Raw genomic sequence first — 8,727 nt, forward strand, 5'->3', positions numbered from 1 at the left:
AGTGTGCACAGCAAACACGATGCTTGTCCCGGCGCGACGTGGGTACTCTCCGCCAACCATGTCGGCAACCCCTACTCCCCCCAGCGACGACATCGACCCGTGCGTCCGTGTCTTCGGTACCCGCGTACACAACCTACGGGGCGTCGACGTCGCCGCCCCGCGCGACGCGCTGGTGGCCTTCACCGGCATCTCCGGATCCGGCAAATCGTCGCTGGCGTTCGGCACCATCTACGCCGAGGCGCAGCGCAGGTACTTCGAGTCGGTCGCGCCGTATGCGCGGCGCCTGCTCCTGCCCACCGGCGCGCCCAAGGTCGACGACATCACCGGGTTGCCGCCTGCCGTCGCGTTGCAGCAGCGCAGAGGGACGGCGACCTCGCGGTCCACGGTCGGCACCGTCACGACCCTGTCCAACTTGTTGAGGATGTTGTTCTCCCGCGCCGGCACCTACCCGCGCGGCGCCACCGAACGACTCGACTCCGACGCGTTCTCCCCGAACACCGCCGTCGGCGCGTGCCCCAAGTGTCACGGTCTCGGCCGGATCCACGAGGTGACCGAGCAGACGCTCGTACCGGACCCCTCGTTGACCATCCGCGAGGGCGCCGTCGCGGCGTGGCCAGGCGCATGGCAGGGCCAGAACCTGCGTGACATCCTCATTACGCTGGGATTCGACATCGACAAGCCATGGTGCAAAATGCCGAAACGCCAACGGGATTGGATCCTGTTCACCGACGAGCAGCCCACCGTCGAGATCGATCCGAGCCAGCACCCGGTTACCGCGGAGTACTACTACAACGGGACCTTCTCGAGCGCGGAACGCCATGTCAGACACACGCTGGCGAACTCGCAGAGCGCGATGATGCGCCGGCGCGTCCTGCAGTACGTCGACAGCGTCGAGTGCGCAGTGTGCCACGGATCGGGGCTGCGGCCCGAGGCGCTGAAGGTGACCTTTGCGGGTCACAGCATCGCCGACTACGTGGCGATGCCGCTGGTCGAACTCGCCGACGCGCTCCGACCAACCGCGTCGCGCACGGATGCCGCGCCGGCGTTCGAGTCGACGGCCTCCGGCGAGCACACCGAGGTCGCCACGATGATCGCCGCCGATCTGGTCGCCCGCATCCAGGTGCTCATCGACCTCGGGCTGGGTTATCTGACGCTGAACCGTCGCACCCCCACCGTGTCACCGGGTGAACTGCAGCGACTGCGCCTGGCCACGCAACTGCGGGCCGGATTGTTCGGGGTGCTCTACGTGTTGGACGAGCCGTCGGCCGGCCTGCACCCCGCTGATGCGGAGCCGCTGCTCGATGTGCTGGATAGGCTTCGGCGAGCGGGAAATTCGCTGTTCATCGTCGAACACGACATGGATGTCGTGCGTCGAGCGGATTGGATCGTCGACGTGGGCCCCGGCGCTGGGGAGCTCGGAGGGCGGGTGCTCTACAGCGGGCCTGTCGACGGCCTGAAGAACGTCGAGGAGTCGATCACCCGGCGCTATCTGTTCGACGGTGAGGCGGCCGAACCGCGGACGCCGCGCGAACCGTCGTCGCGGCTGCGACTGCGCGGCATCTGTTTTCACAATCTACGCGACGTCGATGTCGACGTGCCGCTGGGCGTCTACACCGCGGTCACTGGCGTTTCCGGTTCGGGGAAGTCGACGCTCGTGGTGAAGGTACTCGGAGATGTCGTGAACCGTCATCTGGGCCGCGCGGTCGGTCTGGCCGAAAGCGACGGCGACAGCGACGATTCCGACGCCGAGATCGTCGACCTCGATCACGACGCCAGCATCGGGGTCACCGCCGACGGCGTCGATGGGATCGACCGGCTGGTCGCCGTCGACCAGCGACCGATCGGACGCACCCCGCGTTCTACGCTGGCGACCTACACCGGCCTGTTCGACGCCGTGCGACGAGAATTCGCCGCGACGCCGGCGGCGCGCCGCCGGGGCTGGACGGCGGGCCGGTTCTCGTTCAACGTCGCCGAAGGCCGATGCGAGACCTGTCAGGGCGAGGGCTTCGTGTCGGTCGAATTGCTGTTTCTGCCAGGCACTTACGCCACCTGTCCGACCTGCGGAGGTGCCCGCTACAACGAGGCCACGCTGCGGGTGCGCTACCGCGACCACACCATCGCCGACGTCCTGGCGATGACCGTCGACGAAGCCTCACAGTTCCTCGACGACATCCCCGGTGCGTCCCGGAGCCTGGCGACGCTGCGGGAGGTCGGGCTGGGTTATCTGCGCTTGGGGCAGCCGGCCACCGAGCTTTCCGGCGGGGAAGCCCAACGCATCAAGCTGGCCTCGGAACTGCAGCGGCCCCGCCGCGGCCACACGCTCTATGTACTCGACGAGCCGACGACGGGGCTGCATCCGGCGGATGTGGACCTGCTCGACGCGCAACTGCATCGCCTCGTCGACGCGGGGAATTCGGTGGTGGTGGCCGAACACGACATGCGGATGGTCGCCGGGGCGGACTGGGTGATCGACCTCGGACCGGGTGCGGGCCACGACGGCGGCCGCATCGTCGCGGCCGGCACACCGCAGAAGGTGAGTCGGGCCAAGGGGAGCCGCACGGCGCCGTACCTGGCCGCGCGGCTGGTCACTCGATGAAGAAGTTGTCGTTGCGGATGAACCACTCTCGGCGCTCCTCGTCGGTGAGGTCGCCGAGCGCGGCGAAACCTTCGAAGTACTGTTCGCGCGGCGCGCCGGGAGCGAACAGGATCAACAGCGACGCGGGAGCGTCGGCCTCGTTGCGAAAGCCGTGAATGCCGCCGGGCGGCACATAGAAGAAGTCGTTGGGATTGCCGTCGAACCAGGCGGCGCCGTCGTAGAGCCGCACCGTTCCCGACAGCACGAAGAAGGCCTCGGAGATCGTGCGGTGAAAGTGTGGTCCCGGCCCGCCGCCGTTCGGTGCGATGTCGACGCGGTACAGCCCGTAGTCGCCGCCGGTCGCCTTCTGGTCGGCGAGGTAGTGGTACTTCACGAGCCCGAACGAGTCGTAGTCGGCCGGCTCGGTGCCGCGTCGCATCCAGCCGCTGACCTCCGCTTCGGGCGCGGTGTATCGCGGAGGTGGGTAGGGCGGCACCTGCCGGGGGTCGACGAGTGACATCCCCACCCACCCTGCCACTGTCAGACCGTCGTGGGTACCGGGTAGGTGACACCGGTCAGTTGCTCCGACACGGTCCACAGCCGCTTCTGCGCCGCTACGTCGTGCGATAACCGGTTGGACGCGACCACGACCGGATGCCCGCCTTGTTCCATGAAGCCGTCCGGGCCGTAGTACTGCCCGCCGATCACATCGGGGTCGGTTGCAGCGCGCAGGGAAGGCAGAGCTCCCATGTCGGCGTCCTGAAGCAGGGGTTCCAGCAGTTTGAAGACCCCGGCCAGCAGCGGCGGCGAGTTGCGGCCCAGTTCCGATCGTGAACCGCCCGGATGCGCAGCGACGGCGATGGTGTCGGTGCCCTGCAGCCGGCGTTGCAGTTCGTAGGTGAACATGAGGTTGGCCAGCTTCGCCTGCCCGTAGGCACCCACTCGGCGGTAGCCGTGCTCCCACTGCAGGTCGTCGAAGCGAATCCCGTTGCGCGCGAAACGATGCCCCGTGCTGCTCACGGTCACGACCCGCGACCCCGGTGCGGCCAGCACCCGGTCCAGCAGCAGCCCCGTCAGCGCGAAGTGACCGAGATGGTTGGTGCCGAACTGCAGCTCGAAGCCGTCCTCGGTGGCCGACTTGGGGGTGAACATCACGCCCGCGTTGTTGACCAGCAGATCGATGACGTCGTGATCGCTTCTCAGTTGCTCGGCGGCGGCACGGATCGATGCCAACGACGTGAGGTCGAGTTCTTGTACGTCGACGCGGGCGCCCGGGGTGGACTGCTCGATACGGCGCGCGGCGTCGGCGCCCTTGCCGGTGTTGCGGACGGCGAGCACGACATGCGCGCCCTTGGCCGCTAGCGCCGCCGCGGTCTCGTAGCCCAGGCCGGTGTTGGCACCGGTGACGACGGCGGTACGCCCGGCCTGATCCGGGATGTCTGCGGTTGTCCAGCTGGACATGATCTCTCCTCGGTAGAGTGTTAAGCGGAGCGGGCGCCCCGGTTCCTTACGGATATACGGAACGCACGCCCCGTTTAATTCCTTCCCGAGGTGACGATGTGAGTGCGACCGACCGACCCCTGCGCGCCGACGCCCTGCGCAATCGGGCCCGCGTGCTGGAGGTCGCGTACGACGCCTTCGCGACCGACGGGCTCTCGGTGCCGATCGACGAGATCGCCCGACGCGCCGGCGTCGGCGCGGGCACGGTGTACCGCCACTTCCCGACCAAGGTGGACCTGTACCGCGCGGTCGTCGAGAACCGGATCGACAGCCTCGTCGCGCAGGGGCGGGCCCTGACCGACGGCGTACCGCCCGGCGAGGCACTGTTCGTGTTGCTGCGGTCGCTGGTCTTGCAGTGGGGAGCGACCGATCGCGGCCTGAAGGACGCGCTGGCCGGCGAGGGTATCGACGTCGAGGCGGCGATCCCGGAGACCGAGGAGGCCTTCCTCGACTTTCTCGGCGGGCTGCTGAGGGCGGCCCAGGATGCGGGTACCGTCCGCAGGGATCTCAGTGTGCGCGACGTGAAGGCGATCCTCGCCGGCTGCTTCGCGATGCAGGACGCCAGCCCCGCGGATGCCGCGCGGCTGACCGAGGTGGTGCTGGACGGCCTACGAGCGGCCTGAACGATCTTGCACTCGCCATGGTCGAGTGCTAGAAATGCAGTTGGCACTCGCGACCGGCGAGTGCTAGGTCGGGACGGTGAGGCCACGGGCCGCATCTGCGGAGCACACCCGAGCCGTCCGTCGCGGGCACTGCACCCGACCGCAGACGTGCCATCCCCAATCCGGAGGAACACTTCGCAATGGCCAAGACAATTGCGTATGACGAAGAGGCCCGCCGCGGCCTCGAGCGGGGCCTTAACAGCCTCGCCGACGCGGTAAAGGTGACGCTGGGCCCCAAGGGTCGCAACGTCGTCCTCGAGAAGAAGTGGGGCGCCCCCACGATCACCAACGATGGTGTGTCCATCGCCAAGGAGATCGAGCTGGAGGACCCGTACGAGAAGATCGGCGCTGAGCTGGTCAAGGAAGTCGCCAAGAAGACCGACGACGTCGCGGGCGACGGCACCACCACCGCCACCGTGCTGGCCCAGGCGCTCGTGCGCGAGGGCCTGCGCAACGTTGCGGCCGGCGCCAACCCGCTCGGCCTGAAGCGCGGCATCGAGAAGGCCGTCGAGAAGATCACCGAGACGCTCCTGAAGTCGGCCAAGGAGGTCGAGACCAAGGATCAGATCGCTGCCACCGCCGCGATCTCGGCCGGTGACACCCAGATCGGCGAGCTGATCGCCGAGGCCATGGACAAGGTCGGCAACGAGGGTGTCATCACCGTCGAGGAGGCTCAGACCTTCGGCCTGCAGCTGGAGCTCACCGAGGGCATGCGCTTCGACAAGGGCTACATCTCGGGTTACTTCGTCACCGACGCCGAGCGTCAGGAAGCGGTCCTCGAGGATCCGTACATCCTGCTCGTGTCGTCGAAGGTGTCGACCGTCAAGGATCTGCTGCCGCTGCTGGAGAAGGTCATCCAGTCCGGCAAGCCGCTGCTGATCATCGCCGAGGACGTCGAGGGCGAGGCGCTGTCCACCCTGGTTGTCAACAAGATCCGCGGCACCTTCAAGTCCGTCGCCGTCAAGGCCCCGGGCTTCGGTGACCGCCGCAAGGCGATGCTGCAGGACATGGCCATCCTCACCGGTGGCCAGGTCATCAGCGAAGAGGTCGGCCTGTCGCTCGAAACCGCCGACGTCTCGCTGCTGGGCAAGGCCCGCAAGGTCGTCGTCACCAAGGACGAGACCACCATCGTCGAGGGCGCCGGTGACTCCGACGCCATCGCCGGCCGGGTGGCCCAGATCCGCGCGGAGATCGAGAACAGCGACAGCGACTACGACCGCGAGAAGCTGCAGGAGCGCCTGGCCAAGCTGGCCGGCGGTGTTGCGGTGATCAAGGCCGGCGCTGCCACCGAGGTCGAGCTCAAGGAGCGTAAGCACCGCATCGAGGACGCCGTCCGTAACGCCAAGGCGGCCGTCGAGGAGGGCATCGTCGCCGGTGGCGGCGTGGCCCTGCTGCAGGCCTCCCCGGCGCTGGAGGATCTGAAGCTCGAGGGTGACGAGGCCACCGGCGCGAACATCGTTCGCGTGGCGCTCGAGGCCCCGCTGAAGCAGATCGCCCTCAACGGCGGGCTGGAGCCCGGCGTGGTGGCCGAGAAGGTCCGCAACTCGGAGAAGGGCGTCGGCCTCAACGCCGCGACCGGCGAGTACGAGGACCTGCTCAAGGCCGGCGTCGCCGACCCGGTCAAGGTGACGCGTTCGGCGCTGCAGAACGCGGCGTCCATCGCGGCGCTGTTCCTGACCACCGAGGCTGTCGTTGCCGACAAGCCGGAGAAGGCGGCCGCTGGTCCGGCCGACCCGACCGGCGGCATGGGCGGCATGGACTTCTAAGTCCTGGTCATCACGGAAAGGCCCGGCTCCCCACAAGGGGGCCGGGCCTCTTCCGTTTCCTCCGGCGAACGTGGGTACCCGCACGCCTTTTCGCGCGGACGTGTGACACGAGCCCACACTCGGCGGGGGTCACTTCTTCAGCGGCACGCAGTCGTGCAGGCAGTCAGGGCTCGTCGAGGGCGACTCCGGCGTGGCCTTGCGGTGCAGCACGGCCTTGATGGGCTCGATCGACAGCGACTCGCCGGCCTGGTGCGCGCGGCCGTCCACGATCAACGAGTAACCGCCGGGCTCGGTCGGTGGCCACACGATCGTGACGTCGCCGTGGCGGGCGGTGTTCTCGCGGGTGTGCCTGCCGACGGTGCCGACGTCGAGCCTGCCCTCGCCGAACACCGGGTCGACGGCGACGGTGTGCGCGCGGTAGTCGTCGCCGACCGTGATCAGATAGGCGAAGCCGAAGTCGGCCAGCACATCGGCCAACCGGTCGACGTCCACCTTCACGCTCATAGCCCGAGAATACGTCGGCGAGGCCCCGCGTTAGGTTCTTGTATGCCTTTGCCGCCGCCGTCGCCCACCACCACCGCCGTTGTCACCGGGGCCTCCTCGGGCATCGGCGCCGACATCGCCCGCGAACTTGCCGCGCGCGGCCACGGCGTCACGCTCGTCGCCCGTCGCGAAGACCGGCTGCGCGACCTCGCCGCGGAACTCGGCGAGAGGGTCCGGACCGAGACCATCGCGTGCGACGTCGCCGACGCCGAAGCCCGCTCCCGGCTGTTCGATCAGATCGCCACCCGCGGCCTCGCCGTCGACATCCTCGTCAACAACGCCGGGATCGGCACGATCGGCTCGGTGACGAAATCGCCCGTCGCCGACGAGATCGCGCAGGTGCGCGTCAACGTCGAAGCCGTCATCGACCTCACCACGCGCTCGGTCCAACAGATGGTGCCCCGCGGTCGCGGCGCCATCCTCAACGTCGGGTCCACCGCCGGCTTTCACGGGTTCCCCGGACAAGCGGGCTACGCGGGGACCAAGGCGTTCGTCAAGACGTACACCGAGGGTGTGCGGGCCGAACTGGAAGGCACCGGCGTCACGGTCGCGATGCTCGCGCCGGGACCGGTGCGCACCGAGTTCCTGCAGGCCGCGGGCATGGACGAGCGCAAGTTCGCCGCGGCGTTCCCGAAGTTCATGTGGATGCCGTCGCGCGAGGTGGCCAGGATCGGCGTGGACGCGCTCGAGCGCGACCGCGGCATCGTGATCGCCGGGCGGCAGAACCTGTTGAGTACCCGTCTGCTGCAAGCACTTCCGCGTCAGCTGCTGCTGAGGACGCTCAGTCGCCAGCACCCTGGGCTGCGCCGCGACCGCTCAGCCGTCTGACGTCGGCCAGCGCCGCATCCAGCCCTCGACCGGCAGGGCCATACCGTTGCACAGCGTGCAGATCGTGCGATACCAGCCGACAGCGACCAGCAACTCCATTCGATGTTCGTCATCGAGCTTGTCGCCCAACGCATTCCACGTGCGATCCGACCACGTGCCGGTTCGCTCGATCTCGTCGACCGCCGCGATCAGCACCCGCTCGAAGTCGCTGAAGCCCGGATCGTCGTCGAGAACCAGTGCGTCGCACTCGCGTTCGCTCACGCCGGCGATGGGTCCCCAGAACGCAGCCTGACCACCCCATTCGTATTCGCACCGCAACAGCGCGCAGATCCGGAGGATCGCGATCGTGCGCAACCGGGCCGGCAGCATGGCGTCGACGTAGAGCGACTCGCCCATCTTGCGGAGCCGCGCAGCGAGATCCGGGTGCCGTTGCAGGCACCGCACCAGCATCAGCGGCTCATAGGTGCGGTCGGGATGCCCCCACGCATTGATACCCGCGGCATCCTCGTCGCTCCACGGGGGACCAAGCGGCGCAACGCGACTCATGCAGTTGGCGCCGGCCGACGCCCGCGGATCAACTTGCCGGGACGCGCGTCGGTCGGTGTGCCGTTCTCGGCGATGATCTCACCGGACACGACGGTCGCGACATATCCCTCCGCGCTCTGGTCCAGGCGGCGGCCGCCCGCGGGGAGGTCGTAGGTGATCACCGGGCGATGCAGGCGCATCGCATCGTGGTCAATGACGTTGAGGTCGGCCTTGTAGCCGACGGCAATGCGCCCGCGGTCGGCCAGGCCGGCCACGCGGGCGGGCACCGAGGTCAGCTCGCGCACCGCCTCGGGCACCGACCCTTGAC

9 protein-coding genes are annotated in these 8,727 nt (G+C 68.4%); 4 read left to right on the top strand and 5 right to left on the bottom strand.

Annotated features, from left to right (window positions below; translation table 11 throughout):
• Nucleotides 1–58 precede the first annotated feature (58 nt).
• Nucleotides 59–2,596 (top strand): excinuclease ABC subunit UvrA, encoded by a 2,538-nt coding sequence (locus tag A5752_RS19380; protein ID WP_067088818.1) that lies wholly within the window; start codon nucleotides 59–61, stop codon nucleotides 2,594–2,596.
• On the opposite strand, the gene A5752_RS19385 is transcribed toward A5752_RS19380, so the two are convergent.
• Nucleotides 2,586–3,095, bottom strand: a complete 510-nt coding sequence (locus A5752_RS19385) for a cupin domain-containing protein (protein ID WP_067088821.1) — start codon at nucleotides 3,093–3,095, stop codon at nucleotides 2,586–2,588. The two genes, A5752_RS19380 and A5752_RS19385, sit on opposite strands and share 11 nt — an antisense overlap.
• Nucleotides 3,096–3,115: 20 nt before the next feature.
• Entirely contained in the window at nucleotides 3,116–4,036 is a 921-nt protein-coding gene (locus tag A5752_RS19390) for an SDR family NAD(P)-dependent oxidoreductase (protein WP_067088824.1), read from the bottom strand.
• A gap of 98 nt (nucleotides 4,037–4,134) precedes the next feature.
• Between A5752_RS19390 and A5752_RS19395 the strand changes: the two genes are divergently transcribed.
• Both A5752_RS19395 and groL read left to right on the top strand, forming a co-directional pair.
• The gene (locus A5752_RS19395) at nucleotides 4,135–4,698 is read left to right on the top strand and encodes a TetR/AcrR family transcriptional regulator (RefSeq protein ID WP_067088827.1); all 564 of its coding nucleotides are present in this window, start codon (nucleotides 4,135–4,137) and stop codon (nucleotides 4,696–4,698) included.
• Between the two features lie 179 nt (nucleotides 4,699–4,877).
• The gene (gene groL / locus A5752_RS19400; RefSeq protein WP_067088829.1) at nucleotides 4,878–6,503 is read left to right on the top strand and encodes a chaperonin GroEL; all 1,626 of its coding nucleotides are present in this window, start codon (nucleotides 4,878–4,880) and stop codon (nucleotides 6,501–6,503) included.
• A 129-nt stretch (nucleotides 6,504–6,632) separates the two neighbouring features.
• Here the strand turns inward: groL and A5752_RS19405 are convergent, their stop codons facing one another.
• A complete protein-coding gene (locus A5752_RS19405; protein ID WP_067088831.1) occupies nucleotides 6,633–7,007 on the bottom strand; it encodes a hypothetical protein in 375 nt (124 codons plus the stop codon).
• 42 nt (nucleotides 7,008–7,049) lie between these two features.
• Here A5752_RS19405 and A5752_RS19410 point away from each other — a divergent pair, with 42 nt between their 5' ends.
• Nucleotides 7,050–7,874 carry an SDR family NAD(P)-dependent oxidoreductase gene (locus tag A5752_RS19410; RefSeq protein WP_067088834.1) on the top strand — a complete coding sequence of 275 codons (825 nt, stop codon included), beginning with the start codon at nucleotides 7,050–7,052 and terminating at the stop codon, nucleotides 7,872–7,874.
• Here A5752_RS19410 and A5752_RS19415 read toward each other — a convergent pair.
• Both A5752_RS19415 and A5752_RS19420 read right to left on the bottom strand, forming a co-directional pair.
• Nucleotides 7,863–8,420, bottom strand: coding sequence for a carboxymuconolactone decarboxylase family protein (locus A5752_RS19415; protein ID WP_067088837.1), 558 nt, complete (start codon nucleotides 8,418–8,420; stop codon nucleotides 7,863–7,865). The genes A5752_RS19410 and A5752_RS19415 overlap by 12 nt on opposite strands.
• Nucleotides 8,417–8,727, bottom strand: a 311-nt coding sequence (locus A5752_RS19420) for an amidohydrolase family protein (protein WP_156614010.1), incomplete at its 5' end; no start/stop codon positions are given. The genes A5752_RS19415 and A5752_RS19420, both read right to left, overlap by 4 nt.

The sequence above is a fragment of the Mycobacterium sp. 852002-51961_SCH5331710 genome (assembly GCF_001665535.1).
GTDB lineage: Bacteria > Actinomycetota > Actinomycetes > Mycobacteriales > Mycobacteriaceae > Mycobacterium.